Source organism: Kocuria rhizophila (assembly GCF_003667225.1).
Taxonomy (GTDB): Bacteria; Actinomycetota; Actinomycetes; order Actinomycetales; family Micrococcaceae; genus Kocuria; species Kocuria rhizophila.
The window spans coordinates 49,615-75,126 of record NZ_RCOM01000005.1; the positions used below are offsets into that span (position 1 = coordinate 49,615).

General features: G+C 70.6%; 20 protein-coding genes and 1 tRNA gene. 12 read left to right on the forward strand and 9 right to left on the reverse strand.

The window, feature by feature from the left end; translation table 11 throughout:
• Window positions 1-21: 21 nt before the first annotated feature.
• Window positions 22-5,154: an NAD-glutamate dehydrogenase gene (locus D9R02_RS01940; RefSeq protein ID WP_121566219.1), complete on the reverse strand. Its 5,133-nt coding sequence runs from the start codon at window positions 5,152-5,154 to the stop codon at window positions 22-24.
• A 339-nt stretch (window positions 5,155-5,493) separates the two neighbouring features.
• Between D9R02_RS01940 and D9R02_RS01945 the strand changes: the two genes are divergently transcribed.
• Window positions 5,494-6,348, forward strand: coding sequence for a formate/nitrite transporter family protein (locus D9R02_RS01945; protein WP_019311081.1), 855 nt, complete (start codon window positions 5,494-5,496; stop codon window positions 6,346-6,348).
• A gap of 58 nt (window positions 6,349-6,406) precedes the next feature.
• On the opposite strand, the gene D9R02_RS01950 is transcribed toward D9R02_RS01945, so the two are convergent.
• Together D9R02_RS01950 and D9R02_RS01955 are read right to left on the reverse strand one after the other, a co-directional pair.
• On the reverse strand, window positions 6,407-6,952 hold the full coding sequence (locus tag D9R02_RS01950; protein ID WP_019311080.1) for a histidine phosphatase family protein: 546 nt from the start codon (window positions 6,950-6,952) through the stop codon (window positions 6,407-6,409).
• A gap of 241 nt (window positions 6,953-7,193) precedes the next feature.
• On the reverse strand, window positions 7,194-7,643 hold the full coding sequence (locus D9R02_RS01955) for a YsnF/AvaK domain-containing protein (protein ID WP_121566220.1): 450 nt from the start codon (window positions 7,641-7,643) through the stop codon (window positions 7,194-7,196).
• Between the two features lie 106 nt (window positions 7,644-7,749).
• On the opposite strand from D9R02_RS01955, the gene D9R02_RS01960 reads away from it, so the two are divergent.
• From D9R02_RS01960 to D9R02_RS01970, 3 genes are all read left to right on the forward strand, one after another.
• Complete coding sequence (locus D9R02_RS01960; protein ID WP_121566221.1) at window positions 7,750-8,385, forward strand: tetratricopeptide repeat protein; 636 nt, start codon at window positions 7,750-7,752, stop codon at window positions 8,383-8,385.
• Complete coding sequence (locus tag D9R02_RS01965) at window positions 8,382-9,458, forward strand: aldo/keto reductase (RefSeq protein ID WP_259463889.1); 1,077 nt, start codon at window positions 8,382-8,384, stop codon at window positions 9,456-9,458. The genes D9R02_RS01960 and D9R02_RS01965 overlap by 4 nt, the downstream gene beginning before the upstream one ends.
• Before the next feature lie 136 nt (window positions 9,459-9,594).
• A complete protein-coding gene (locus D9R02_RS01970) occupies window positions 9,595-10,146 on the forward strand; it encodes a DUF2617 family protein (RefSeq protein ID WP_121566222.1) in 552 nt (183 codons plus the stop codon).
• 21 nt (window positions 10,147-10,167) lie between these two features.
• Here the strand turns inward: D9R02_RS01970 and D9R02_RS01975 are convergent, their stop codons facing one another.
• Window positions 10,168-10,644, reverse strand: coding sequence for an acyl-CoA thioesterase (locus D9R02_RS01975; RefSeq protein WP_121566223.1), 477 nt, complete (start codon window positions 10,642-10,644; stop codon window positions 10,168-10,170).
• Between the two features lie 117 nt (window positions 10,645-10,761).
• On the opposite strand from D9R02_RS01975, the gene D9R02_RS01980 reads away from it, so the two are divergent.
• The 4 genes from D9R02_RS01980 to D9R02_RS01995 all read left to right on the forward strand — a co-directional run bounded on the left by D9R02_RS01980 (window position 10,762) and on the right by D9R02_RS01995 (window position 14,538).
• A complete protein-coding gene (locus D9R02_RS01980) occupies window positions 10,762-11,400 on the forward strand; it encodes a YdcF family protein (RefSeq protein ID WP_257744629.1) in 639 nt (212 codons plus the stop codon).
• A gap of 278 nt (window positions 11,401-11,678) precedes the next feature.
• Window positions 11,679-12,593: a metal-dependent hydrolase gene (locus tag D9R02_RS01985; RefSeq protein ID WP_121566227.1), complete on the forward strand. Its 915-nt coding sequence runs from the start codon at window positions 11,679-11,681 to the stop codon at window positions 12,591-12,593.
• A gap of 173 nt (window positions 12,594-12,766) precedes the next feature.
• Window positions 12,767-12,850, forward strand: a tRNA-Leu gene (locus D9R02_RS01990).
• 170 nt (window positions 12,851-13,020) lie between these two features.
• Window positions 13,021-14,538, forward strand: a complete 1,518-nt coding sequence (locus D9R02_RS01995) for an RNA/DNA-binding domain-containing protein (RefSeq protein WP_259463890.1) — start codon at window positions 13,021-13,023, stop codon at window positions 14,536-14,538.
• A 160-nt stretch (window positions 14,539-14,698) separates the two neighbouring features.
• On the opposite strand, the gene D9R02_RS02000 is transcribed toward D9R02_RS01995, so the two are convergent.
• A complete protein-coding gene (locus D9R02_RS02000; RefSeq protein ID WP_019311071.1) occupies window positions 14,699-15,187 on the reverse strand; it encodes an Lrp/AsnC family transcriptional regulator in 489 nt (162 codons plus the stop codon).
• Between the two features lie 188 nt (window positions 15,188-15,375).
• Between D9R02_RS02000 and hisC the strand changes: the two genes are divergently transcribed.
• From hisC to D9R02_RS02015, 3 genes are read left to right on the forward strand one after another with little or no spacing between them, the layout of a single operon-like run.
• On the forward strand, window positions 15,376-16,509 hold the full coding sequence (hisC, locus tag D9R02_RS02005) for a histidinol-phosphate transaminase (RefSeq protein WP_181950985.1): 1,134 nt from the start codon (window positions 15,376-15,378) through the stop codon (window positions 16,507-16,509).
• 5 nt (window positions 16,510-16,514) lie between these two features.
• Complete coding sequence (locus D9R02_RS02010) at window positions 16,515-17,948, forward strand: amino acid permease (RefSeq protein ID WP_039101375.1); 1,434 nt, start codon at window positions 16,515-16,517, stop codon at window positions 17,946-17,948.
• 11 nt (window positions 17,949-17,959) lie between these two features.
• A complete protein-coding gene (locus tag D9R02_RS02015) occupies window positions 17,960-19,645 on the forward strand; it encodes a thiamine pyrophosphate-dependent enzyme (RefSeq protein WP_039101374.1) in 1,686 nt (561 codons plus the stop codon).
• Between the two features lie 44 nt (window positions 19,646-19,689).
• Here the strand turns inward: D9R02_RS02015 and D9R02_RS02020 are convergent, their stop codons facing one another.
• The 4 genes from D9R02_RS02020 to D9R02_RS02035 form a co-directional block, all read right to left on the reverse strand.
• On the reverse strand, window positions 19,690-21,051 hold the full coding sequence (locus D9R02_RS02020) for a hypothetical protein (protein ID WP_121566225.1): 1,362 nt from the start codon (window positions 21,049-21,051) through the stop codon (window positions 19,690-19,692).
• A 303-nt stretch (window positions 21,052-21,354) separates the two neighbouring features.
• Entirely contained in the window at window positions 21,355-22,392 is a 1,038-nt protein-coding gene (locus tag D9R02_RS02025) for an NAD-dependent epimerase/dehydratase family protein (protein ID WP_039101373.1), read from the reverse strand.
• A gap of 125 nt (window positions 22,393-22,517) precedes the next feature.
• Window positions 22,518-23,609, reverse strand: coding sequence for a DUF808 domain-containing protein (locus D9R02_RS02030; protein ID WP_039101372.1), 1,092 nt, complete (start codon window positions 23,607-23,609; stop codon window positions 22,518-22,520).
• Between the two features lie 40 nt (window positions 23,610-23,649).
• On the reverse strand, window positions 23,650-24,270 hold the full coding sequence (locus D9R02_RS02035; RefSeq protein WP_039101395.1) for a class I SAM-dependent methyltransferase: 621 nt from the start codon (window positions 24,268-24,270) through the stop codon (window positions 23,650-23,652).
• Between the two features lie 248 nt (window positions 24,271-24,518).
• Between D9R02_RS02035 and D9R02_RS02040 the strand changes: the two genes are divergently transcribed.
• Window positions 24,519-25,268: a sulfite exporter TauE/SafE family protein gene (locus D9R02_RS02040; protein WP_039101371.1), complete on the forward strand. Its 750-nt coding sequence runs from the start codon at window positions 24,519-24,521 to the stop codon at window positions 25,266-25,268.
• Window positions 25,269-25,512 lie beyond the last annotated feature (244 nt).

Consider the following 25,512-nt stretch of genomic DNA (forward strand, 5'->3'; position numbering starts at 1 on the left):
AGGGGGCCGACGGCGTGAGGATCAGTCCACGAGCGCCCCGCGCAGGGTGCGCAGCGCCACGGACAGCGCGGCGAGCTCGGCACCGGCGTCGTCCGACTCGGACATGGACTCGATCTCGTCCAGCACCTCCCGCAGCCGCTCGAGCCGGTCCGCGTTCTCCTGCTCCCACGCCTGCACCTTCTGCTGGGCGTCCTCACCCGGGGACTCGAGCGCCTGCGCGGCGAGCGCCACCAGCGTGGAGTACAGGTCCTCGCGCATCGCGATCCGCGCCATGTTCTCCCAACGGGTGGTCTGCGGCAGGGCGCTGATGCGGTTGAGCAGGTTCTCCAGCCCGTAGCGGTCGAACAGGGAGAAGTAGACGCGCGCGATCATCTGCACGCTCACGCCGTTCCCATCCGTTCCCCCGGTCAGGCCGCGCCCGGAGGACGACGCCGCCGCGCCGCCTCCGCCGCCCGCCGTCCCGTCCTGCGCCGGGCCGGTGATGCCCTGCTGCTCGGCGAGCCGCGCCACGTCCAGCAGCGCGAACGCGTCCAGCAGCTCCGCCCACTCGACCGCGAGGTCCCGCGGCACGCCGTGGCGCTCGGCGAGCTCCGCCTCGGTCTGGGTGCGCTCCTCGGACTCCGGGCCCATCAGGTGCTCGGAGCCGAAGCGCAGGGCCACGATGGGACGGTAGGTGTCCACGAGCTCCTGGATCCCGGTGTCCGCGTCCTGGCGGTGCAGGAACCAGCGGACCACGCGGTCCAGCAGGCGCCGCATGCGCAGCGACATCCGGTTCCACACCTCCAGGGGCACGTCCGCACCCAGCTGGGCGTGGCGGTCGGCGTAGCTCTCCAGCTCGAAGATCTCCATGGCCGCGGTGAACGCGCGCGCCACGTCCGCGAGGTCCGAACCGGAGTCGTCCACCACGCGGTACGCGAACGCGATCCCGCCGAAGTTGATGATCTGGTTGGCCACCACGGTGGAGATGATCTCCTTGCGCAGCGGGTGGGTGTCCAGCTCCGCGTCGAAGCGCTCCCGGATCTGCGCCGGGAAGTACTGGGACAGCGTGCGGTGGAACCACGGGTCGTCCGCGAGGTCGCTGTCCACGAGCGCCGCCGTGAGCTGGATCTTGGCGTACGCCGTGAGCACGGACAGTTCCGGGCCGGTCAGGGGCTGGCCCTGAGCCGCACGCTCGCGCAGCTCGGCGTCGGAGGGCAGGAACTCCAGCTCCCGGTTGAGGTCCGCGGTGTCCTCGAGCCAGTGCATGAGCCGGATGAACATCTCCGTGAAGGAGACCCCGCGGGCGCGCTCGGTGGTGAGCAGCACGTTCTGCGCCACGTTGGTGCGCAGCACCAGCTCCGCCACCTCGTCCGTCATGGACTCGATGAACTCCGCGCGCTCCTCCGCGGAGAGCAGCCCGGCCTGGACCATGCCGTCCACGAGGATCTTGATGTTCACCTCGCGGTCGGAGGACTCCACACCCCCGGAGTTGTCGATCGCGTCCGTGTTGACCAGGATCCCGTTCAGCGCGGCCTCGATGCGTCCGAGCTGGGTGGCGCCCAGGTTGCCACCCTCGCCGATCACCTTGACGCGCAGGTCCTCGCCGTTGACGCGGATGGCGTCGTTGGCCTTGTCCCCGACCTCCTGGTGGGTCTCGGAGGAGGCCTTCACGTAGGTGCCGATGCCGCCGTTGTAGAGCAGGTCTGCCGGCGCGAGCAGGATGCGGCGCACGAGCTCCTGCGGGCTGAGCGACTCCACGCCGTCCTCGATGCCCAGCGCCTCGCGCACCTGCGGGGTGAGCGGGATGGACTTCTCGCGGCGCGAGTACACGCCGCCGCCCTCGGAGATCACGCTGCGGTCGAAGTCCTGCCACGAGGTGCGCCCCGCGTTGAACAGCCGCTCACGCTCCTTGTAGGAGGCCGCGGCGTCCGGGGTGGGGTCCAGGAAGATGTCCCGGTGGTCGAACGCGGCGATCAGGTTGATGTGCTCGGAGAGCAGCATCCCGTTGCCGAACACGTCCCCGGACATGTCCCCCACGCCCACCACGGTGAACGCCTCGGACTGGGTGTCCACGCCGAGCTCGAAGAAGTGGCGCTTCACGGACTCCCACGCACCGCGGGCGGTGATGCCCATGGCCTTGTGGTCGTAGCCCACGGAGCCGCCGGACGCGAACGCGTCCCCGAGCCAGAAGCCGCGGTCCAGGGAGATCGCGTTCGCGGTGTCGGAGAACGCCGCCGTGCCCTTGTCAGCCGCGACCACCAGGTAGGAGTCGTCGCCGTCGCGGCGCACCACGTTCTCGGGGTGCACCACGGTGTCCCCGGCCTCGCCGGAGGTCTCGGCGGAACCGCTCGCACCGCCCTCGGCACCCGGGGTGGCATCCCCGCGGGACGACGACGCCGCACCCTGCCCGGTCTCGTCCGTCCCGTTCTGCGCGGAGACCTCCTGGCCGGCACCGGTCTCCGCCTCGCGCACGATGTTGTCGGTGACGTCCAGCAGGGACGCGATGAACAGCTTGTAGGCCTCGCGCCCCTCGGTCAGCCAGCCCTCGCGGTCCGTCGCGGGGTCCGGCAGCTGCTTGGGGAAGAACCCGCCCTTCGCGCCCGTGGGCACGATCACGGCGTTCTTGACCATCTGGGCCTTGACCAGGCCCAGCACCTCGGTGCGGAAGTCCTCGCGGCGGTCGGACCAGCGCAGACCGCCGCGGGCCACCTGGCCGAAGCGCAGGTGCGTGCCCTCCACGCGCGGGGACCACACCCAGATCTCGAAGGCCGGGCGCGGCTGCGGTGCCGCGGGGATGGCCGCGGGGTCCAGCTTGAACGCCATGGTGGGGCGGTTCTGGAACACGTTGGTGCGCAGGGTGGCCGTGACCACGTCCGCGAGCGCCCGGAACAGGCGGTCCGCGTCCAGGCTGGGAACGCTCTCCAGCACCTCGGCCAGCCGCTGGAGGGCGGCCTCGCGCGCCTGGCCGCGGGCGGCGTCGTCGTCCGTGAAGCGGGACGGGTCGAAGCTCGCGGAGAACAGCTCGGCGAGCTCGTGCGTGGCCTGCGGGTGGTCCACCAGGGTGTCCGCGATGAACTCGAACGAGTTGGGGTAGTTCAGCTGCAGCAGGTAGCGCACGTAGGCGCGCATCACGGCCACGGTGCGCCAGCCCATGCGCTCGGTGAGCACCAGGCGGTCCATGCTGTCGGACTCCGAGCGGTTGGAGAGCACCGCGCACAGGGTGTCCTCGATGAGGTCCTCCGTCTTGGCGTCCTCGGGGCCCTCGGGGTCCACGCCCTCGGGCAGCTCCACGCCGAAGTCGTAGAGCTGGAACTCGCGGCCGTCCGCAGGGGTGACCGTGTAGGGGCGCTGGTCCAGCACGCGCAGGCCCATGTTGTGCAGCAGGGGCAGCAGCTCGGTGAGGGACAGGGACTGCGTGAGGTAGATGTTCAGCCGGACCTGTCCGTCCTCGGTCTGCGCCACACGGACCTCGGCGGGCAGGTCCGGGTCGCGGCCCCACAGCTCCTCGCAGCGCTTGAGGTCCTGGATGGCCTCCTCGATCTCGTAGTCCTCGCGGTACGAGCCCGGAAACGCGTCCGCCCACACGGGGCCCAGCGCGCCGGCCTTCTCGTCCTCGAACTCGTGGCCGATCGCGCGGCCCAGGGACTCGGGCCAGGAGCGCACCGCGGCGCGCAGGCGGGACTCGAGGTCCTCGTGGTCGAAGTCCCGCACCTCGCCCGTGTAGGGCAGCCGGATGCGGAAGAACAGGCGGGCCAGGGAGGAGGAGGTCAGGCGCACCTCGAAGTCGATGGCCTCGGCGTCGAAGACCTCGAACAGCTGGGTCTCGATGCGCTGACGCACCGAGGTGTTGTAGCGGTCCCTGGGCAGGAACACCACCGCGGACATGAAGCGCCCGAAAGTGTCCTGGCGCAGGAACAGGCGGGTCTGGCGGCGCTCGTTGAGCCCCAGCACGCCACCGGCCGTCTCGTAGAGCTTCTCCGCGGACATGTGGAACAGCTCGTCCCGCGGGTAGTCCTCGATGATCCCCATGAGGTCCCGCGCGGAGTGCGAGTCCGGGAGGAAGCCGAAGCGCTCGACCACGCGCTCCACCTTCTCCCGCACGAGCGGGGTCTGCTGCGCGGGCACGGAGTAGGCGTGACGGGAGAACAGACCCAGGATCAGGTACTCCCCGTCCACGTCCCCGTTCTCGGCGAACGTGCGCACACCGATGTAGTCCAAGTACTCGCGGCGGTGGATCGAGGAGCGGCGGGTCGCCTTGGTCACGAACACCACCTGGTGGTCGCGGGCGTGCGCGCTGCCCAGACCCGTGAGCTTCTGCGCGTGGCCCTCGGACCCCTGCTCCCGCAGGAGCCCCAGGCCCGTGTCCGGGCGGGAGTGCAGCACGGCGTCCTCGCCGTCCGCCTCGAGGTCGTAGCGCTTGATGCCCATGAACACGAAGTTGCCGTCCCGCAGCCACTGCAGGAAGTCCTGGGAGGCGCGGACGTCCGGAAGCCGGGAGCCGTCCTGGAACGTGAGGTTCTCGAGGGGCGCGAGGGAGTCTGCGATCACCCGGGCCTGCTCGTGCATGGCCTCCTGGTCCTCGGCCACCCGGCTCACGTCCGCCACCAGCGACTCGATGTGACGGGCCAGCTCACCGCGTTCCACCTGGTCCAGGGAACGGTGCAGCTCCATGCGGATCCACGACTCCACCGCGGTGGACGAGTCACGGCCCCCGGCTGCCGCCCCGGCCAGCTCGTCCGTGATGGGGATGGCCGTGGTGTCACCGGAGGACACCGCGGAGATGTTGGGGACCTCGTCCAGGGACGTGAGCTCGTGGGAGCCGGCGTCGCGCACGGCCAGCAGCAGCGGGTGCAGCACCAGCTTGGCGCCACCCCAGTTGGCGGCGATCTCCGTGGTCAGCGTGGACACCAGGAACGGCATGTCGGTGGTGACCATGTAGAGCACGGTGACCCCGTGGTCCTCGCGGACGTCGATGCACAGCTCGCCGGCGCCGCGGGTGCGGCCCACCTCCCGGTGGGTCTCGGCCCGGTCGGTGAGCACCGGTTCCTGGGTGCCCACAAGGTCCGCGTCCGGCGCGGAGCGGTAGTACTCGTTGATCCATGCCTGCGCTCCGCTCCATCGCGGTCGCTGCCACACCGTGGGGATGGCCTGGGTGGTGGCTTGAGGAGAGGTCACTACTGCATCACGCCTTAGCTGTCGTTGAGTCGGGGATCGTAACTCCACGGCGTGGCACGTGACGCCCTGTGGGGCACCTCCGGGCAGGGTCCACCGGAACGCTCTCCCGGAGTCCACGACCTCTGCACCGCCCACGGCCACACTGCCGCATGTTCCACCACCATAGGACCCGAAACGCACGGGGACCAGACACGGCGCGTGTTCACCGCAGGGTTGCACGGTCCTACACTCGTGCGGTCACGGTTTTCCCGCTCGCATCCCCCTGCACGAGCCGGTGCGGGCGCCCGTGGCGCCACCGACGGGCACCCGGCCCGCCCCAAGACAGAGAGCAGGGCAGCCATGACCACCGTGAAACCCGCAGACGTGGTGACGGACGCCGTCGCCGCCGGACAGGCGAAGGCGACCGCGTCGTCCGGTGCCCTGGTGCTGCGCGGCGTGCTGGGCGGCGCCGTCCTGGCGGCCACCACCTCGTTCGCCGTGTCCGCGACCGTGAGCTCGGGATCCCCCGTGGTGGGGGCCGTGCTGTTCCCCGCCGGGATCACGATCGTGATCCTCATGGGGATGGAGCTCGTCACGGGCGGTTTCGCCCTGACCCCCATGGCGGCGGTGCGCGGGCTCGTGCCGTGGTCCGCCGTGGGTCGCTACAGCCTCATGGTGGTCGTCGGCCACATCATCGGCGCCGCTGCGTTCGCCCTGCTCTACGCGGGCGCGCTCACGGGCTTCGGCTCGCACGACGCCGGTGCGCTCGGGCAGAAGTTCGTGGACACCGCCCAGGCCAAGACCACCGCGTACGCCGCCATGGGAGGCGCCGGCATGGCCACGGTCCTGGTCAAGGCCGTGCTGTGCAACTGGCTCGTCTGCCTGGGAGTGTTCATGGGCATGGTCTCCAAGGACACGATCGGGAAGATTGCGGCCATCTGGCTGCCCATCATGGCGTTCTACGGGCTGGGCTTCGAGCACGCGGTGGTCAACTTCTTCATGATCCCCATGGGCATGCTCCTGGGCGCGGACGTCTCGTTCGGCGACTGGTGGCTGTGGAACCAGATCCCCGTGCTCGTGGGCAACTTCGTGGGCGGGTTCGTGTTCACGGGGCTGTCACTGCTGCACGCCCACCGCCCAGCTCGCTCTCACCAGGACGACGCCGCGGGCCCGTCTACCACCTCGGCCGGCAGCTCCCCGGGCACCGCGTCCTGAGCGGGGCCCGGCGGACGGGCGCCGCAGACGGGCGCGGGAAACGTCTGGCGAGACCCGTTCAGTCCGCGGACAGCACCTGCTCCGCGGTGACCGTGAGCACCTGACCGTTCTCCAGGCTGGGCAGCTCGGTGTCCAGCACACGGTCCAGGGTGAGCCGGATGAGGGTGCCGTGGGCCACCACCATCACGTCCTTGCCGGGGAAGTCCGCGAGGATCGTGCGCAGCACCGAGAGCCCCCGCTGCACCACGTCCTCGGTGGCCTCACCGTGCTTCTCCATCATGGCGTGGCGCTCGTTGTCGCCCATTCCCGTGCAGTCGCGGCCCTCCACGTCACCGAAGGCGCGCTCCACGAGATCCTCGTAGGTGCGGGAGAGCTCCAGCCCGATCTCCCGCCCGATGACCTGCGCGGTCTCCCTGGCGCGCTGCAGCGGTGAGGAGACCAGCACGTCCCAGTGCCCGCCCGAGGCCGCCAGCTCGCGGCCCACCGCTCGTGCCTGCTCCCGGCCGGTGTCGTTGAGGGGGATGTCCGAGCGTCCCTGCAGCCGGCGCTGCAGGTTCCAGTCGGTCTGGCCGTGGCGGATCAGGGTCAGGGTCGTTTCACTCACCCGCCCAACCTACCCCCGGGCCACGGCCACGGACGGACGACGCCGCCCGCGCCCCACGGCACGTCCGGCGGAGGACACCGTGCCGGTTCCGCAGGGTGGCCCCTGAGAGCTCAACGCCCCGTGAGCCGCCCCCTCGCGGAGCGCGGCACCCCGCCATTCGGGGGCCCGGCAGAGCACGACGCCGCGCCCCCGATCGGCGGGGCGCGGCGTCGTGGTACCGGCAGGGCCGGGAGACAAGACCTCAGACGCGGGGCTCGTCCTGGGTCTCGATGTCCACGTGCTCCTTGCGCAGGGTGTCCTCGACGACCTCGGTGCGCTCCACCCGACGGGCCACGAGACGCACGCGCTGGTAGGGCACACGCACGGTCTGCACCACGGGCTCGGAGCGGTAGAGGATGACCTCGTCCTCCCCGATCGGCAGCTCGCGGCCGTCCAGGAACGCCTGGCGCTCCTCGGCCGTGATGGGCGTGCGCACCAGGTCCGGCTCCTCGGAGCCCAGGGTGACCTCCTGGCGCACGGGCTCGGTGACCACGTACTTGCGCAGCCGGGCGCGGCCCGTCTCGGCCTGCTCCCGCTCGATGACCAGCCGCTCCTCGTGACGGATCACGGAGGCGTGGTCCTCGTGGTGGGCTGCTGCTGCGTGGCGGGGATTGCGCGGGTCCTGCCCCGGCGCGGTGTGCTGTGCTGCCATCCTGACCTCCTGGGAGAGTGTGGGTCCGAGATTATCAGCAGGGTTGCCACCCCCGCTCCCCGAGTAGCATGGGGGGACTTCGCTGCGATCCCGGGAGGACGGGCCGATGAGCTACTCGGATGACGGAAACGGCTTCTTCACACGCGCCCTGGACGCGGAGGACCGAGGTGACCACACCCTGGCGGAGACCTCCTACCGGCAGGCCATCGAGCTCTTCCAGGAGTCCGGCCCCGCGCACAGGGAACTCGCCGCGTGCCACTACAACCTGGGGCACATCCACCTGGTCATGGACCGCACCAGCAAGGCGGTGGCGGAGTACCAGAGCGCCCTGGAGCACTTCTCCCGGCTGGAGGGCAGCGGCAAGCACAAAGCCCGTGCGCACCTGATCCTGGGGTCGCTCCTCGTGGAGACCGGTGACCTGCACGGCGCGGAGACGCATCTCCTCGACGCCCTCGGGCAGTACCTGGACGCCCCGCACGAGCCGCGGGACCAGGCGGACTGCTACGTCAACCTCGCGCGCGTCTACCGGGAGACCCGCCGCCACGCCCAGGCCGTGACCGCCTTCAACCGCGCCGTGGACTTCTACGAGCAGGACCCGGACTCGTTCCGGGACCGTTCCGACTGCTTCACCGAGCTGGGCGCTCTCCACGAGTCTGCGGGGCAGCTGGACGAGTCCGCCGCGGCCTTCGCGGAGGCGGCCCGGCTGCGGCGCGCCGCCGAGCAGCACGGCGGACGCGCGTGAGCCAGTCCTTGGTCTTCGGATGCATGAACCTGGGCGGTGCCTGGGGCCAGGAGCGCATCCCGGCCGCCCAGTACGACGCCGCCCGCGACGCCGTGCACGCCGCGCACCGTGCCGGGTACACGCTCTTCGACCACGCGGACATCTACATCGGCGGGGACTCCGAGACCGTGTTCGGGCGGATCATCGGCGAGGACGCCGTGCTGCGCCAGGCCGTGCAGGTCCAGACCAAGTGCGGCATCCGGCTCCCCGGGAACACCGCTCCCGCGGGGGCTCCCGCCCACTACCGGCTGGACCGGGACGCCGTCCGCTCCTCGCTCGAGGGTTCCCTGCAACGGCTCGGGGTGGACCGGGTGGAGCGGCTGTTCCTGCACCGCCCGGATCCCCTGACGCCCCCGGAGGAGACCGCCGCCGCCCTGGACGAGCTGCACCAGGAGGGGCTCATCGGCTCCGTGGGGCTGTCCAACATGACCACGGAGCACGTGGTGGAGCTGCGCCGCCACCTGCGGGCACCCGTCACTGCCGTGCAGATGCAGCTGAGCCTGGCCCACCGGAACCTCGTGGAGGCCCAGGTGCTGGCCAACCACCCGGACGGGGCCGCCGTGTCCTTCCCCCGCGGCCTGCCGGAGCTGTGCGCCGCGGAGGGCATCGAGATCCAGGCGTGGGGTGCGCTCGCCGGCGGCGTCTACTCCGGTGCCACCCCTCCCCGGGCCTCCGCCGCGGCCCACGGCCCCTCGGACCAGGGCGAGGCGGGTCGGCGGGACCGCCCGGCCGTCGACGCCGCGGGGGAACCTGACCGTGCGGCGTCGTCCGCCGGTGCCGGGGGCCTCCCCGACACGCCCGAGGAGCGCACGAGCGCGCTGGTCGCCCGACTCGCGGAGCGCCTGGAGGTCCCGGCGGAGGCCGTAGTGGTCGGCTGGCTGCTGCGACTGCCCCACGGCATCCGCCCCGTGGTGGGGACGCTGAATCCCCGGCGGATCGCGGCCTGTGCGCAGGCTCCCCGGGCGGCGCAGCTCATGACGCACGAGGACTGGTACGCCCTGTGGACCGCGGCACGCGGACGCCCGCTGCCGTAGCCCCGCAGTCCTGATGCGCGCCTCCCGTCACCGAACAGTGACCATTCGGTGCTTGCCTGTCCCCCGAGCCGGGGATATTTTCGATCGTTAAGAAGGCGCGGCGGGCTGCCGCGCGGCCGACAGGAAGATGGCAAGCATGGAGCATGACTGGCTCACCCGAGTGCCCGGGCACGTCGTGTGCCGCCCGGACCAGTTCGGCTACCGCACGGATCTCCCGGTGCTCGACGCCCCCGCGGGCCGCCGCCTCCGGGTGGACGGGCTCACGGACGTGGAGCTGCGCGTGGGATCCGGGCACCACCAGTTCGTCATCACCCACGCGGGGCAGAGCTGGGTGGAGACGGTGGGGGTCTTCGAGGACGGCGCCGCCGAGCTGCCCATCCTGCGCGACATCTCGCGCCCCTCCCCCTTTGCCTCCCGCGTGGAGGTGGGCTGCACCGTCACCGAGCACTCCGCCCGCGGACTGCGCAAGGAGCTCGCGCGGATCCGGACCACGCTGGAGAGCGCGCCCCTGGCGGTCTGCGTCCAGGACCCGGAGGAGCCCGCCGCCATCACGGCCGCCACGTGCCACGTGGACCGGGAGTCCCACGCCCTGCTGTGGTGGACCTGGCGCGTGCTGCCCGAGCACGGCGCGGTCCTGCGCACGCGCGCCGAGCTGCAGTTCACCACGGCCCCGGGCGTCGCGGCCTGAGCCCTGCGCGCCCGTCCGGTCTCAGAACGGCGACGGCGCGGTGTGCGGCGCGAGCACGTCCCGCTGCTCACGCGTGAGGCGCAGCACCGTGCGGGTCTCCGGCAGGTAGAACGCCAGCTGGGTCTGCGCGCGCACGCACGGGGAGCCGTCCGCGGAGTCCAGGATCTCGAACCCCAGCACCAGGGTGGCGGCCCTCGCCGAGACCACCCACACGCGCACGTCCACCGGGACGTTGCGGTACTCCAGGGGCCGCAGGTACTTCACCCGGTGCTCTGCGATCAGCGCCTGGGTTCCTTCCGGCAGCACGGAGAACAGCGGAATCCTGGGCGGGACCACCTGCTCCCCCGTGCCCACGGGAACGCCGAAGGCCGCGATCCGAGCTTCCTCCAGAACACGGATGACCTCCACGTTGTTCACGTGGCCGTACGGATCCATGTCCCCCCACCGCAGGGGAACCGGGCAGGTCACGGCGCGTTCGAGGTGTTCATCCGATCGCATGTGCTGACTCCTTGCTGGGTGTTTCTCCGCCGGCGCACGCTGCCGCGGTTCGCTGCCGTGCTGGGTGAGATGATATCCGCGGCGCGCCCGCCGAACAGCCCCAGTGAGAGGAACCCCGTGGCCCCGACTCCCTCCGGGCACCCCCCTGCGCTCAGGCGGAAGTGGCCCCTCGTGGTGCTGATCGCCCTGACGATCCTCGTGACCCTGTGGCTCGCCGTGTGCCACGCCGTCCTCGACAGCCCGGACGTGGACCCGCCCCGCACCTCGGACGCCGTGTTCGTGCTGGGCCCTCCGGACCCCGCCCGCATGGCCTACGCGGAGGACCTCGTCTACAACCAGCACATCGCGGACACCCTGGTGGTCTCCACACCGGACGCCCAGCCCTTCGACCCGCCCGAGATGGTGGAGTACTACACCGCCAAGTCCTTCTGCGAACCCCGCGACGGTGTGGAGGTGCTGTGCTTCAAGCCCAATCCCTCCACCACGCAGGGAGAGGCCATCAAGCTGCAGGAGCTCGCGGCGCAGCGCGGCTGGGACACCGTCACCGCCGTGACGTTCACCCAGCACGTCTCCCGTTCCCGGCTGATCCTGGAGCGCTGCTACTCCGGGGAGCTGCGGATGTCCGGCGTGGACTTCCACCTCACGGGCAAGAGTCTCTTCAACCAGTACCTCCACCAGAGCGCCGGGTACGTGAAGGCCTGGCTCACCCCGGGGTGCGACCAGCAGCTGCCCTGGACCCCCAAGTCCGAGGACTGAACCGGAGCGCGCCCCTGCGATCGCGCGGTCCCGCCCCGGGTCGTCGCCACCGGAGACTGTGCAGGCCGCGCAACGCGTGCCCCGCCCACGGGGGCACCGGCCCGCCCCGCGGGGAGACCGGGCGCACCCCGTCCGCGAGCGGCGTCGCCCCTCACACAGACTGGCCCAGGGTGCAGCCCCGACGGCGCTTATGCGGGTCGGAACCCGTTCCTAACCTGGGGTTTCTCTTCTTCCCCGAGGTCTGGAAAGGACCGCCCCATGTCCAGGACCGCCCCGTGATGGGCCCCAGCCACGCCGCGTGCGGTGCCGCCGCGTGGGTCGCACTGACCGGCACCTACACCGTGGATCTCGCCGACGTCTCCTTCCCCGTGGGCCTCGGCCTCATGCCCGTGGGTGATCCCGGGGTGGTCACCGGCGCGCTGATCTGCGCCGGGGCCGCCCTGCTGCCGGACCTCGACCACCCGGGCGGAACCGTGGCACGGTCCCTGCCGCCGGTCTCGCGCTGGCTCGCGAAGGGCCTGAGCCGACTCGCCGGCGGGCACCGCCACGGCACGCACTCGCTTCTGGGCTTGCTTGCGATCATGGTGCTCGCCGAGCTCTCCCAGCGCGCTTCTGTTCCGGTGGGCGACGCCCTGCAGTGGAGCGGCACCGAGTCCACGGCGCATACGGCAGCCGGTGCGGCCACCGGTGCCGCGGTGTCCGGCGGGCTGGGCGCAGGGTCCGTGAGATCGGGGGCGGTCGGTGACGCGGCGGCGTCGTTGCCCGGGCAGGTGTGGCCGCTGGCCGCGGTGCTGTCCGTGCTGCTGATCGCGTGCGCGGTCAAGGTGCTGGCCTTCGTCCCGGACCGGCTCTCCCACGCCAACTGGGTGGTGGGCATCCTGCTCGGGGCGTTCGTGGCCGCGAACCCCCCGGAGCATCCGCACTGGTTCGTGGTGGCCGTGGGACTCGGGTGCGCCGTGCACATGGCCGGCGACCTGCTGACCACCCAGGGCATCCACCTGCTGTGGCCGCTGCGCCTCCCCCTCCCGCTCCCCGCCTCCCTCTACCGGCGGCGCTCGTTCGTGCGCCTCCCCCTGCTGGGCAACGCCGGATCCGGACGGGAGATCCTGCTGCTCGTGCCCCTCACGCTGTACGCGGTGGCGGGACTTCTCTGCGCCTCGATCGCGTGGACGGGGCTCACGGTCAGCATGTGATGGCGACGCCGCCGCGGCCCGGGTCGCGGGCAGCGTCGCCCCCGGCTCCGAGCACGCCGCGACGCGCTGTCGCGCGCCGCACCCCGCCTTCCGAGGCCACGATTCGCCAACCCGGGCAGGGTGGGGTAGGCTTTTCGACGTTGCTCACGGGCGTACGCCGCGTGGGACAACGAGCGCGAGTGGCGGAATAGGCAGACGCGCACGGTTCAGGTCCGTGTGCCCGAGAGGGCGTGGGGGTTCAACTCCCCCCTCGCGCACCGCAGGAAGTCCCGTTCGACCGGATGGTCGGGCGGGACTTCTGTCATTCCGATGGTCATGCACCCCCGGGGACTCTCATCACGCACTTGTCACTCACTTGCACCGTCACTGAGAATCAAAGTGTCAATCAAACTCACAATTTTGTCACTGATGCCAGTACTCTGACGCCATGGCATGGAGCACCGCCCGTCTGCAGTCCGTTCTGGAAGACATGCGCGCCCGCAGGGGAGACACCACCTCGGTCGAAGTCAAACGGGCGTCCGGTGGCCTACCCCACCTCGCCGACACCATCTGTGCCTTCGCAAACATGCCCGGGGGCGGAAGCATCATCCTGGGGGTCGACGAGTCCTCGGGGTCGTTCGACGTGACAGGACTGGACGACGTCGCAGCAGCAGAAAGCGGGCTCGTAGCCACCGCGAGACAATCGGTGTCCCCCTCCCCGCACATCACGACCGAAACCCACACCCTCGATGGGCGTGTCGTGCTCGTGGCCCACGTTGCCCCATTGCGCATCGTCGACAAACCGGCAACTACGGGCGGTCGAGCCTACCTACGGCAATCGGACGGCGACTACACCATGCAGGAGCACGAACTCCGGATGCTGGAGGTGGCCAAGCTGCACGCTGACGAACAGGTCGACTACGACCTTCAGCCAGCGCGGGGCCGCTCCATCGACGATCTGCTGCCCGAGGCGGTGAGCGCGTACCTTCACACCACCCGCGAGCGGGACCAGCGTCTTCGATCGCTTGACGACGACAAGATTCTTCGCACGACCTCGGTGGTGACGGCGGACGGCGTTCCGACCCTCGCAGGACTCTATGCCCTCGGCATGTATCCCCAGGGACACTATCCAGGGCTCACTGTCACGGCTGCCGTGCAGCTGCCGGAGAGCGGGGGCAATGTTCGAAATCAGAATTTGGAGGATTTCACCGGGCCACTCCCCGTCCTTCTCGAAGACCTCTTGGCATGGGTTCGGCGGAACCTGGGCACAGTTCAGCGGTACAGGGAAGACGGGCACATGGAATCCGTGGCCGAGATCCCGTTGAACGCCGTCCGAGAGCTCATCGGAAATGCTCTCGTCCACCGGGATTTGGGACCGAACACCCTCGGTGTGGGCAAGTCGATCCAGGTCAGACTGACGCCAAGAAATCTGTTCGTCCTGAGCCCCGGGGGACTGCGCGGGGTGTCTCTCGCACAGCTTGAAAGTGAGGACCATGCTCAGGCTGCAGTGAACCAGCGCGTTTACCAGATGGCAAAAAGGCTCACCACGAGTGACGGCGCTTCGATCATCGAAGGCGAGGGCGGCGGGCTCCGGGAGGTCTACGACGCCGCCCGCCGGCACGGCCTGCCGCGCCCGCAGTTGCACGACACGGGGGTGCAGTTCAAGGCACTGCTGTGGCGCCCCACGAGCCAGACCCCGCATTCCGGGACTCCGCCTGCTGCGAGCGCAGCGCAGCGCAGCAAGGCCACGCCGCAAACCTCCGCCCCTACCGTTCACGAAGCCAAGGTGCTGGAGGTTCTGCGTCTCCATTCCCCTCTTCGGCTGGAAGATCTCGCAGTCCAGACGGGTTTGACCACATCCCAACTCCGCTATGCCCTGCGCTTGCCGCTCGCGGAGGGTCTTGTGGCGATGCAGGGCGGCCAGGGACGCAAGGGGACGCGGTACGTCATGAACAACGACGCATAGGGCTGCCACCGTCGTCGACAACCATCTTTCGAAAATGGGCAGTTGCGCGTCCGCCACGAAAGACTGCAAGCCGCACTGCACGAGCAGTGGTGGGTGCGCCGGTACGAACCAAGGCATCCATTTGGGTTGTTCGCGACTTCTCAACTCGCCGGGGCCCGAATTATCCCTCCTGTGCCGCGGCCGACCCGCCCACCTGCGCGAACAGCGGCAGCACCCGGTTCTGGAAGTGGGTCTGCAGCACCACCACGCTGCGGGTGCGGTTCACGGCTCCGGTCCGGGCGATCGCGTCGATGACCCGCTGCAGGTCGTCGTTGGAGCGGGCCACCACGCGGACCATCACGTCGTGGTCCCCGGAGACCGTGTACATCTCGATCACCTCGGGGATCTCGCGCAGCGCCTCCCCCACGGGAACGTGGCCCACCCCCTGGCTGATCTCGATGGAGACGATCGCCATCACGGGGTAGCCGAACCGGGCCGGGTTCAAGGTGGGTGCCACGTCCTGGATCACACCGGCGGCCTTGAGCTTGTCGAGGCGGGACTGCACAGTGGGGCGGGCCACCCCGAGCGCGCGCGACGCCGCGAGCACCCCGATCCCGGAATCCTCGCTGAACAGCTGCACGATCCGGACGTCGAGCTCGTCGATCTTCATATCCGATCCCCTTGCCTGAGTACCGCCTGAGTGCCACCGCACACGCGTTGCACATGACATATTGTGCAGTGATCACCGGCACACACGCTGAGAACTGCACATTGTGCTCACTCCGGACTGACCCGGTTGTGCGCCCCCATGGGCTGTGTCACTGTGACTGCCACCACAGATCCCGCAAGGAGTCCTTCGTGTCCCATTATTCTTCGGGAGACGCGGCCCGATCCGCCGTGTCCCTGCGTTCCGCCCTGCAGTCGCTTCCCCCGTACAAGCCGGGGAAGTCCGCGGCCTCGTCCGACGTCATCACGTACAAGCTGTCCTCGAACGAGAACCCGTACCCGCCCCTGCCGTCCGTCCTGGACGCGGTCAACCAGATGTCCCCGGAGATGAACCTCTACCCGGACATGACCTGCCAGGCCGTCACGGAAGCCGTGGCCAGCCGCTGGGGCGTGGAGCCCTCGTCCGTGAGCTTCGGCAGCGGTTCCGTGGAGGTCGCCTCCCAGATCATCCGCGCCGTGTGCGAGGAGGGCGACGAGGTCGTTTTCGCGTGGCGCTCCTTCGAGGCGTACCCGATCCTCACGGGGCTCGCGGGCGCCAAGGCCGTGCACGTGCCGCTGGACGAGAACGAGCGCCACGACCTGCCGGCCATGGCCGCGGCCGTCACCGAGCGCACCAAGGTGATCCTGGTCTGCACACCCAACAACCCCACCGGCACCTCCGTGACCGCTGACGAGCTCCACGAGTTCATGAAGCAGGTCCCCGAGCACGTGCTCGTGGTGGTGGACGAGGCCTACGTGCACTTCAACGTGGACCCGGACGCGGCCCGCGGCATCGACTTCTTCCGCGCCTACCCGAACGTGGTGGTCCTCCACACGTTCTCCAAGGCGTACGGGCTGGCCGGTCTGCGCATCGGCTACGCGATCTCCCCGGACTACATCAGCGCCGCGCTGCGGGCTGTGGCCATTCCCTTCGGAGTGACCAACCTGGCGCAGCAGGCGGCCCTGGCCAGCCTCGCCGCAGAGTCCGAGGTCGAGGAGCGCATCACCGCCCTCGTGGAGCAGCGCGACCACGTGCACCAGCGGCTCACGGAGCAGGGCTGGGACGTCGTCGAGTCGCAGGCGAACTTCGTGTGGCTGCGCACGGGTGAGCACACCGCGGCCGCGGAGGAGATCTTCACCCGGCACGGCGTGATCGTGCGCGCCTTCACCGACGAGGGCATCCGCGTGAGCATCGGCTCCCCCGCCGGCAACCAGGCCTTCCTGGTGGCTGCGGAGGAAGTCCGCGCCCACCTCGACGGCGCCGCGACCTCCCGGAACGAGGGCTGAACCCCATGAGCACCACCCCTCAGGCCCCGGGTCACGCCCCGGACGCCTCCACCAAGACCGTCCGCGGCCTCAAGCCCCGCCAGCTGACCATGATGGGACTGGGCGGCGCGATCGGCGCGGGCCTGTTCCTGGGCAGCGGCAAGGGCGTGGCCGTGGCGGGCCCCGCCATCCTCGTCTCCTACGTGGTGGCGGGCGCCCTGGTGGTCCTCATCATGTGGATGATCGGCGAGCTCTCCGCCGCGAACCCCACGAGCGGCGCCTTCTCCACCCACGCGCAGAACGCCTTCGGCCCCGTGGCCGGGTACACCGTGGGCTGGCTGTACTGGGTGCAGCTCGCGGTCGTGACCGCCGCCGAGGCCAACGGAGCCGCCACGATCCTCACGGGCATCCTGGGGGACTCCGTGGCCGGGATCGGCGTGCCACCCACCTGGGTGCTGAGCCTGGTCTTCATGGCCGTCTTCACCGTGATCAACATGTTCGCCGTGAGCAAGTACGGCGAGTTCGAGTTCTGGTTCGCGTTCCTCAAGGTGGGCGTGATCCTGGCGTTCCTGGTGGTCGGCATCCTGATGCTCTTCGGAGTGATCCCCGGCCACGAGGGCGGGCTGTCCAACTTCCAGGACTTCGCCCCCACCGGGATCGCCGGTGTGGGTGCGGGCCTGCTGATCGTGATCTTCTCCTTCGGCGGCACCGAGATCGTGGCGATCGCCGCGGGTGAGACCGCGGACCCGCAGAAGAGCGTGGCCACGGCCATCCGCACCGTGGCGTGGCGCATCGTGCTGTTCTACATCGGCTCGGTGTTCATCATGGTCGCGATCCTGCCGCCCTCCCAGGCGGATCCGCCCGAGGGCCCCTTCGCGGCGGTGCTGAACGTCGCCGGCCTCCCGGCTGCGGGCAGCATCATGGCTCTGATCGCCGTGTTCGCCCTGCTCAGTGCGCTCAACGCCAACATCTATGCCGCGTCACGCATGATGCACTCCCTGGCCCAGCGCAACTACGCGCCGGCCGCGATCAAGCGCACCGCGCACAACAGTGTGCCGCGCCGCGCCGTGCTGCTCACGGTGTCCTTCGGGTTCGTGGCGAGCATCCTGGAGGCGCTGTTCCCGGGCAAGGTGCTGGACACGCTGCTGGCAATCGTGGGCTCCACGATCATCATCATCTGGATCTCCGTGGCCGCCTCGCAGATCACCCTGCGCCACCGCCGCGAGCGGGAGAATCCCGGGGTGCGTGCCAGCACGTATACCATGCCGCTCTTCCCGTTCCTGTCCTACCTCACGGTGGCCATGCTCGTGCTGATCGTGGTGGTCACCATGTTCGACCCAGCCTCCCGCAACCAGCTGCTGCTCACGGTCACCGCCACGGCGCTGATCGCGCTGACGGGCGTGTTCGTGACCCGCCGCTCCGAGCAGCCCGCCACCGAGCACGCGGACCTCGGCGAGTAGGAGCGGCACGCATGAGCACGCACGACGACGCCGCGGCCGCCCACGATTCCGGCTCGCCCCGCGGGACGACCGCCGGTCGGGCCGCCGTGGCGGCGCTGCGGGAGCACGGCGTGGACACCGTGTTCGGGATCCCCGGTGTGCAGACCTACGAGCTGTTCGAGGCTCTGCGGAAGGAACCCGGCATCGAGGTCATTGCCACGCGGCACGAGCAGGCGAGCGCCTACATGGCGCTGGGCTACGCCCAGTCCACCGGGCGCCCGGGCGTGTTCAGCGTGGTGCCCGGACCGGGCGTGCTCAATGCCGGCGCGGGCATGCTGACCTCGCTGGCGACGAGCACGCCCACGGTGTGCCTCACGAGCGAGATCCCCACCGAGTTCATCGGCAGGGGGATGGGCCACCTGCACGAGATGCCGGACCAGCAGGCCACGGTGGCCTCGTTCACCAAGTCCGCGTGCACCGTGACCGACCCCGCCGAGGTGCCCGCGGCGGTGGCCGAGGCGTTCACCCGAGCGACCGGCGGGCGGCCCGGACCCAGCGTCGTCGCCATCCCGTGGGATGTGCTCACGCAGAAGGCGGAGATGCAGAGCGTGGTGGCGCCGCCCGTGGCTGCACCGGAGGCGGACGCGGGTGAGGTGGCCCGCGCCGCGGAGCTGCTGCGCTCCGCCCGCAACCCCATGCTCATGGTGGGCAGCGGTGCCCGGCACGCGGGCACGGAGATTCTGGCCCTGGCCGAGAAGCTGCAGGCCCCTGTGGTGTCCCTACGGGGTGGTCGCGGGATCGTGTCCGACGAGCACCCGCTGGGGTTCACGAGCGCTCAGGGCTTCGAGCGCTGGGCGGAGACGGACGTGCTGCTCGGCATCGGCACCCGGCAGGAGCTCGTGTGGTTCCGCTGGCCGGACACCCCCGAGGGGCTGCGCACCGTGAACGTGGACATCGACGCGGCCCAGCAGGATCGGCTCACGCCGGACGTGCCGCTCACCGGGGACGCCCGGGCGGTCACCGCGCAGCTGCTCGAAGCCCTCGACGACATGCCCGCACGGGCATCCCGCTCCGCGGAGTTCGAGGAGGTCAAGGAGGGCGTCCGGGCCGAGATTGCACAGCTGCAGCCCCACAGCGACTACCTGGCCGCGATCCGCGAGACGCTCCCCCGGGACGGATACTTCGTGGAGGAGGTCTCGCAGATCGGCTTCGCGTCCATCTTTGCACTGGAGGTCTACGAGCCCCGCCACTTCATCACCAGCGGCTACCAGGGCAACCTGGGATACGGCTTCCAGACGGCGCTGGGGGTGCAGGCCGCGAACCGGGACAGCGTGGTGGTCTCCGTGACCGGGGACGGTGGTTTCCTGTACGGCGTGCAGGAGCTCGCCACCGCCGTGCAGCACGGGCTGAACCTCATCACGGTGGTGTTCGACAACCAGGCCTTTGGCAACGTCCAGGCGGACCAGGTGCGGATCTACGGCCACGGCTCCGCCACCGAGCTGGCCAATCCGGACTTCGTGGCGCTGGCGGAGTCCTTCGGTGCCCTGGGCCTGCGCGCCACGTCCCCGGACGAGCTGCGCACGGCCATGACGGAGGCGATCGCCGCCCGGCGCCCCACGGTGATCGAGGTGCCCATGCCGCTGTCCCTCGAGCAGAGCCCCTGGAAGTTCCTCATGCCCGCGAGCCGCGCGAAGGCCGCGGAGCCGGAACGGCCCTGAGCGCGCGGCAGCGGTGACCACGGCGGGGCACGACGCCGCCGTGGTCAGCCCCGCGCGACCGTCACCTTCCCCGTGGCGCGGTGCCACGTGGCGGTGCACCCGTTGGAGAACTTCTGCGCCATGCCCCCGGACACCGCGTACTCGTCCGTGACGGGAAAGCCCCAGCCGTGCTCGTGTCCTGCCCTGGACCATGCCGAGCCGATCCCCCCGCTGAGCTTGACCACGTGCGTTCCTCCGCGGGGTGAGTACATGGCCCGGAAGCGGGCGCTGCCCTGGTGGAAGTCCTGGTACGCCCCACCGGAGAAAAGCTTCTCCGCCATCACGGGATATCCCCACGCGCGTTCCAGACCGGCGGCCCGGTACGCGTTGCCGATGCCGGTCCCCCACTTCACGGGGTGCGCCCCGGTCTGCGAGCTCCAGTAGTAGGTGTAGTTGGCCGTGAAGCCCTGGTAGACCCCGCCCCGGTGGCCCGTGGGCTTCTCGGGGGAGGTGGGCTGTCCGTAGCGCGCAGCCCCGCCGGTGGCCAGGTAGTCGGTCCTGATGGCGCCCTTCAACCAGGACGAGGTCTGTGCGGGTGGAGCCGGGGGCAGTGCCGCGAGGTCGTGACGCAACAGGCCCACGATGTCGTACTCCTCGTGGTCGACCCCCGGCAGGGTGGACAGGGAGGTGCGGGTGAACCCGTCCTTCACGTAGCGCTTCTGGCCCTTGGTCGCCGCGTTGCGGGCCGACCACGTGGGCGGGTTGGTGCTGCCCGCCACGTCCTCGGACCCCACGTGCCAGCTCAGGGGCAGGGAGCGCACCGCGGCCCCGGGGTCCGTCTGCATCCCGTAGGAGCCGCCGCCGCCGATGATCGTGGCACCCCCGCCCTTGATCCAGCTCTGCCGGTCCGCGAGCAGCTCGTAGGTGATGAACTCGGCACCGCCCGAGTAGCCGGTGAGCCACACGCGGGAGGTGTCCAGCCCGTACCGGGCCGTGAGGGAGCTCTGCAGGGCCCGGAACCAGTCGCCGTTGGCATCCGCTTCCTCCCACCACGTGATGCCGTTGCCCCTGGCCTGACGGTCCGGTGAGATCGGGACCACCAGCACCATGTTCTTCTTCCGGGCCTCCGCGGCCATGGCCCGCATGTGCGATCCCCCGGGGTCGTGGACCCAGGACTCGCCGGGCTTGTCGTAGTCGCCACCCAGGTAGAAGACCGCTCCCACGGCCTTCGAGGGGTCCAGGCCGTCCGCGTAGACGTGGTAGGTGGAGGTCAGTCCCGCCGCGGTGAACCTCTGGTGGAACGCCGTGGTGGGAGGGACCGCGCGGGGCGCCTGAACGGTCGCCTGCTGCGGCTGCGGTGGGGCTGCTGCGGCGGGAGAGCCGGCCAGCAGGGTCAGGGTTGCCGCACACAGGACTGCAGCGGGCATGACGGAAGAACGGGGGGAAGGCATGGGGGGATGCTTTCTGAGGGGGATGTGCAGTTGTGGCCCCGACCGGTCAGCTCAGGCCCGGTCGCGGCGGTGGTCAGGCGTGCCGGGGGCGCACGTCCGTCCAGTGAACGATCATGCCATCCCCTGGTCTCCTGTTCTGCGATGCTGGCCGTTCTGACCTGCGGTGACTCCCCCTCCCGCGGTACGGACGGTGGGCTCAGGACGCCGGGCGGGGCCCAGAGCGTGCGGCCCGGTCCTTCAGAGGTGGCGTGGGCCACGGGACCGCGACGGACACCGCACTCATCCCGCCAGGCCCCGCTCCACCATGGATCGGGCGCCGTCCACCACGGCTGTGCCCCACGGGCGCGGAGAGATGCCCAAGAGTTCATGCTGGCGTGCAGCGGACACCCGCTTCACGGTCCCGAGGTCAGGGACCATGCTCCGGGCCGCCGGAACCACGAGTGCGGCGGCGCGGATCAGACCGGACGGGACGCGGCGCACGGGCCTGCCGGCCCGGGTCTCCGGGAACGTGGTGCGCAGCAGCTCGGCCACCTCCCGCAGCGGGGTGGCTGCCTCCTGCGAGGCCACCAGGATGCGCTGCCCGGCGGCGCGGGGCGCCCCCAGCGCGGAGATGTGCGCGGCGGCAACATCCCGCACGTCCACCAGCGGCACGGCCACGTCCGGGACGCCGGGCATCCTGCCGTTCAGCAGCATCTGCAGCATGTGGTTGGTCCCTGTGACCGCGTCGCTGAGCACGGGGCCCACCACGGCAGTCGGAAGCATGGTCACCAGCTCCAGCTGCGGGTGACGCTCCGCGAAGTCCCAGGCCGCCCGTTCCGAGAGCACCTTGCTCCGGCCGTAGGCGTCCATGCCGGGGCCGTCCAGGGGGGACCAGTCGGCCTCCGTGAAAACCCGGTCCACGGCCCCGTGCCCGAACCCCACGGCGTGGAACGCGGACGTCAGCACCACGCGCGGTGCTCCGGTGTCCGCAGCGGCCCGCAGCACCCGAAGCGCCCCTTCCCTGGCGGGGACCACGAGATCGTCCTCGTTCTCCACACGCCCCGGCGCCACCGGGGAGGCCACGTGCAGAACCCCCGCCGTTCCCCGGGTGGCGTCCAGCCACCCGTCATCCCGTGTGAGGTCCGCCGTGACGAACTCGAGCAGGTCCACGTTCTGCGCACCGGCACGCACCAGGATGCTCCGGGCCCGCCGCGCGCTCGACTCGGAGCGCACCGTGGTGCGCACGGGCCGCCCCGCGTGCAGGAGCTGGAGGATGCAGTGGCCGGCGATGAAGCCGGTGCCGCCCGTGACCAGGACGGGCTGGGTGGGGTATGCCATAGGCCCAGTATGGCCCGGAGGTCAGACGGTCCCCGAACACCCGCCACGAAAGGCACCCCGGGGAAACACCCGGTCCATGCCCCCGGCCCACCCGCGACCTGAGCGGTGGCCGGATCGGCGCGCGGTCACCGACCGGTGGAGGGATCCTGCGCCGCACTCGATCCCGAGCCGGCGCTCGGGGATCCGAGGTCGGAACCGTGGACAGGAGCCGCGGTCCCGGAGCCCTGGTCCTGCCGGGGCGCAGTGCCCTGGGCATCGGCCTCCGAGGCCGACGCGGCGTCGTCGTCGTGCTTCTTGCCGAACGGCAGGACGTGGACGATGCCCACGATGATCGCGCCCCAGATGACGCCGAGGACCAGCGCGCACACCGTCTCCACGAGCCACGCGAGCACGGGACCCACCACGGCCACGTGGTGCACGGCCTCGCTGAGGTGGTGGACGAGCTCCTCCGGGGCGGTGAACCCCAGCTCCGCCGTGCCCACCAGGATGATGTGTCCGCCGACCCACAACATGGCGAACATGCCCACGATGGAAATCACGTTGAGGACCGAGGGCATGGCGCGCACCAGGAACTCACCGAAGCGCTGGGACTTCTCCGAGTCCCGCTTGGCCATGGCCAGGCCGATGTCGTCCATCTTCACGATCAGGGCCACGACCCCGTAGACCAGGAACGTGATGAAGATGGCCACCGCGATCAGGATGAGTGTGCGGGCCAGCAGGGGCTCGTTGGCCACCTCGTTGAGGGAGATCACCATGATCTCCGCGCTGAGAATGAGGTCCGTGCGGATGGCGCCCGCGGTGATCTTCTTCTCCGCCTCCGGGCCCTTTTCCGCTGCAGGCTTCTTCTCCGCGTGGCCCTTGGAGAACAGGTGCTCGCCGATGGCCTCCGCACCCTCGAAGCACAGGTAGGTCCCGCCGAGCATGAGCAGGGGCGTGAGCAGCCACGGCGCGAACTCGCTCAGGATCAGGGCGATCGGCAGGATGATGAGCAGCTTGTTGCGCAGCGAGCCGATCGTGATCTTCTTGATGATCGGCAGCTCGCGGCTCGGGCTGATGCCCTCCACGTAGCGGGGGGTCACGGCGGTGTCGTCCACGACGACGCCCGCGGCCTTCGCGCTTGCCCGCCCGGCGGCCCCGGCAATGTCGTCGACGTTCGCGGCCGCCATCTTGGCGAGCGCCGCGACGTCGTCCAGCAGTGCGGCAAGTCCAGCGGACATGCGTGTACCTCTTCCCGTTCACCCAACACACGTGTGCGGGTCAAGCGTACGGGGTCTGCCCGGGAGCCTTGCCCAGAACGGTCACCATGAAGTCGCTGTCCTCGGTCCACGGCCGCAGGTCCCACCCCGCGAGGGTGAGCTGGGGTGCCAGACCCGAGGCGGCGGCGTCGTCGAGGAAGTCTCCGGCGGGGTAGCCGCGTCCGGCGCCGAAGCCCACGACGGCGCGTCCCTCGTGCGCGAGGTGGGCGGCGAAACCGCGCAGCACGTCCCGGCGCGTGCTCTCCGCCAGGAACGTCATCACGTTGCCGGCGCACACGATGAGGTCGAAAGGGTCGCCCAGGTCCAGCTCGGTCAGCAGCGCGAGGTCCGCCACACGGTATTCCGGCCCGGGGTGGTCCTCGCGGGCGGCGCGAATCAGCTCGGGGTCCACGTCCACGGCCGTGACCGTGTGGCCCACCCCGTGGAGGTGGCCGGCGATCCGTCCCGCTCCGCAGCCGGCGTCCAGGATCCTCGCCCTGCGGGGGACCATGGCGTCCACGAGGCGCGCCTCCCCCACGATGTCCTCGCCGCGCCGCGCCATGGTGCGGAACCTGTCGATGTACCACTGCGAGTGCCTCGGGTTCTGCGCCACCTGGGCCACCCACCTGCTCTGTTCCACCATGGGGCCAGGGTAGGCCCTGCCGCGGTGCCGCACGCCAGGACCGTCCTCCGCCGCTGCCCGCCGCTGTCAGGGTCGGGCCCGCCACCGGTCACGACGACACCGCGGCGTCACCCCGGTGCGCACGGCCACGAGGGAGCGCCCCGTCTGAGAGCATGGACCCCGTTCATGGGGTTGCCGTGCACCGCACCACGGACCCCGCGCCATGCCCCGCCAACCGCACACGCGCGGCGTACCCCGAGGAGCAGCACATGAGCATCCTGCTGGCCGCCCTGGCCGCCGTCCTGGTGGGCACGGTCCTGCAACGGGTCTCGGGCACCGGTGTGGGCCTCGTGGTGGCGCCCGTGCTGTCCCTGCTCATGGGACCGGGTGCCGGCGTGCTGGCCACCAACGCCGCCACCACGTGCTCCGGGTTCCTCATCACGCTCTCCGTGCGCCGGCTCGTGGAGTGGCGCCACGCCGCCGTCCTGGTGGCGGCCGCGGTTCCGGGCATCGTGGCAGGGGCCGTGGTGGTGCGCCACGTGCCCAGCGCGTGGCTGCAGGTGGCCGTGGGCTCGGTAGTGCTCGCGGGGCTGGCCATCACCCGCTTCTCCCCCGCCACCCCCTACGCCTCCCGACGCGCCACGGTGGTGCCCGCGGGCGTGATCGGCGGGTTCTTCAACTCCACCGCGGGTGTCGCGGCGCCGGCCATGGTCATCTACTCGCGAGTGACCCGGTGGGACCAGGTGCACTTCGCGGCCACCATGCAGCCGGTGTTCATGTCCATGGGGGCGCTCTCGGCCGCTTCCAAGCTGGTGGCGGGTGTGCACTTCGCCCTGCCCGTTCCGGCGCTCGTGGCAGTGGTGGCCCTCGTGCTCACGGTCCTGGCCGGGATTGCGATCGGGACATGGCTGGCCCGCCACATGTCCAAGGCGACTGCGCAGAAACTGGCCATGACGCTCGCGACCGTGGGCGGCGTCGTCGTGCTGGCCCGCGGAACCATCACCCTGCTGACCGCCTGATCCGGGCGACATGCCCCGCGCCTTCGAAACCGGCGAGCGCCTGTGAGTACCATGGCGTTTTCCTCCGCTCCTCCGGGGAACACGACCGGCTGAACTCTCCGGGCACCCCGGGTCAGCAGCGGCCCTTCCCCGAGACCTGAGAGGTGGAGCGCATGTCCGCACCCTCACCACAGTCCGCCGCAACCGCCGCGGACCCCGCCTCCGCGAGGAGCGCGCCCCGCGCGCTGCGCTGGCTGGCTGCCCC

Excerpts from the sequence above, each read along its gene's own strand:
- D9R02_RS01975 (WP_121566223.1), bottom strand. The coding sequence starts at position 10,644 with ATGCGATCGGATGAACACCTCGAACGCGCCGTGACCTGCCCGGTTCCC.
- D9R02_RS02025 (WP_039101373.1), bottom strand. The coding sequence starts at position 22,392 with ATGGCATACCCCACCCAGCCCGTCCTGGTCACGGGCGGCACCGGCTTC.
- D9R02_RS02010 (WP_039101375.1), top strand. The coding sequence starts at position 16,515 with ATGAGCACCACCCCTCAGGCCCCGGGTCACGCCCCGGACGCCTCCACC.
- D9R02_RS02030 (WP_039101372.1), bottom strand. The coding sequence starts at position 23,609 with ATGTCCGCTGGACTTGCCGCACTGCTGGACGACGTCGCGGCGCTCGCC.
- D9R02_RS01970 (WP_121566222.1), top strand. The coding sequence starts at position 9,595 with ATGGAGCATGACTGGCTCACCCGAGTGCCCGGGCACGTCGTGTGCCGC.
- D9R02_RS02020 (WP_121566225.1), bottom strand. The coding sequence starts at position 21,051 with ATGCCCGCTGCAGTCCTGTGTGCGGCAACCCTGACCCTGCTGGCCGGC.
- D9R02_RS01955 (WP_121566220.1), bottom strand. The coding sequence starts at position 7,643 with ATGGCAGCACAGCACACCGCGCCGGGGCAGGACCCGCGCAATCCCCGC.
- D9R02_RS01985 (WP_121566227.1), top strand. The coding sequence starts at position 11,679 with ATGGGCCCCAGCCACGCCGCGTGCGGTGCCGCCGCGTGGGTCGCACTG.
- D9R02_RS01960 (WP_121566221.1), top strand. The coding sequence starts at position 7,750 with ATGAGCTACTCGGATGACGGAAACGGCTTCTTCACACGCGCCCTGGAC.
- D9R02_RS01995 (WP_259463890.1), top strand. The coding sequence starts at position 13,021 with ATGGCATGGAGCACCGCCCGTCTGCAGTCCGTTCTGGAAGACATGCGC.
- D9R02_RS02040 (WP_039101371.1), top strand. The coding sequence starts at position 24,519 with ATGAGCATCCTGCTGGCCGCCCTGGCCGCCGTCCTGGTGGGCACGGTC.
- D9R02_RS02035 (WP_039101395.1), bottom strand. The coding sequence starts at position 24,270 with ATGGTGGAACAGAGCAGGTGGGTGGCCCAGGTGGCGCAGAACCCGAGG.
- D9R02_RS01945 (WP_019311081.1), top strand. The coding sequence starts at position 5,494 with ATGACCACCGTGAAACCCGCAGACGTGGTGACGGACGCCGTCGCCGCC.
- D9R02_RS02015 (WP_039101374.1), top strand. The coding sequence starts at position 17,960 with ATGAGCACGCACGACGACGCCGCGGCCGCCCACGATTCCGGCTCGCCC.
- D9R02_RS02000 (WP_019311071.1), bottom strand. The coding sequence starts at position 15,187 with ATGAAGATCGACGAGCTCGACGTCCGGATCGTGCAGCTGTTCAGCGAG.